At 43.9% G+C, this 806-nt stretch carries 1 pseudogene; it reads right to left on the bottom strand.

The features are described from left to right. Positions 1–806 (bottom strand): annotated as a pseudogene (locus MSG93_RS19255) (cell surface protein); the annotation flags it as partial.

Here is an 806-nt window from a genome sequence, read left to right as displayed (position 1 = left end):
CTGTCGAACTTCGCATCTTTCAACAATTCAATCTTGATGCCATCTTCTGTGGTACGGGTAATGACGTTTTCACCGCTGGTCTTGTCTTCTGCTATTGCAGCATCAGCACCACCCACGATGTTGAGCTTGTCACCCAAGTTACGGTGAACGTCTTTACCCGCATTGCCAGCAAAGTTTAGACCTTTATTGGTCAGGTCATTTACACCATTAGTCACCTTGTCATCGACTGACTTGATCGCATCATTGATGTTGTTTTTACCTGTACCACCAATGTTATTCGTGGTGATGCTACCGTCCGGATTAACGGTAGTGTTACCACCGATGCTGTTCTTGATGCTGTCAGAAATATGCTTGATCTGACCGCCATTCACGGCATCTTTAGAACCATTGGCAATTGAACCGTCGGCAACGTTAGTAATGACTTTATTACCTGCATTGATGCCATCTTTAGTAACGCTTGGACCATCTTTGATAGTTAAGCCATTGTTGTTCAATACGCTGTCGCCAGTCGTTACACTGTCTAAGGTCAGGTCTTTCTTGGTCGATACTTCGTAGTTGGTACTGCCATCTTTATTGGTCGTTTCTTTAACAACAATGTTGTCGCCTTCAGTCACTGTAGTTTTCGCTTTGGTTGCAGCGTCTTTCACATTGCTGATTGCATCATTGATATTGTTTTTACCTGTACCACCAATGTTATTCGTGGTGATACTGCCATCCGGATTAACCGTGGTGTTACCACCTATGCTGTTCTTGATGCTGTCAGAAATATTCTTGATCTGACCGCCATTCACGGCATCTTTAGAACC

Origin of the sequence: Acinetobacter sp. IK40 (assembly GCF_035615075.1) — a bacterium.
Taxonomy (GTDB): Bacteria; Pseudomonadota; Gammaproteobacteria; order Pseudomonadales; family Moraxellaceae; genus Acinetobacter; species Acinetobacter courvalinii.
The sequence above is the reverse complement of the archived record's forward strand: the minus strand, read 5'-3'. Positions and strand labels throughout refer to the sequence as shown.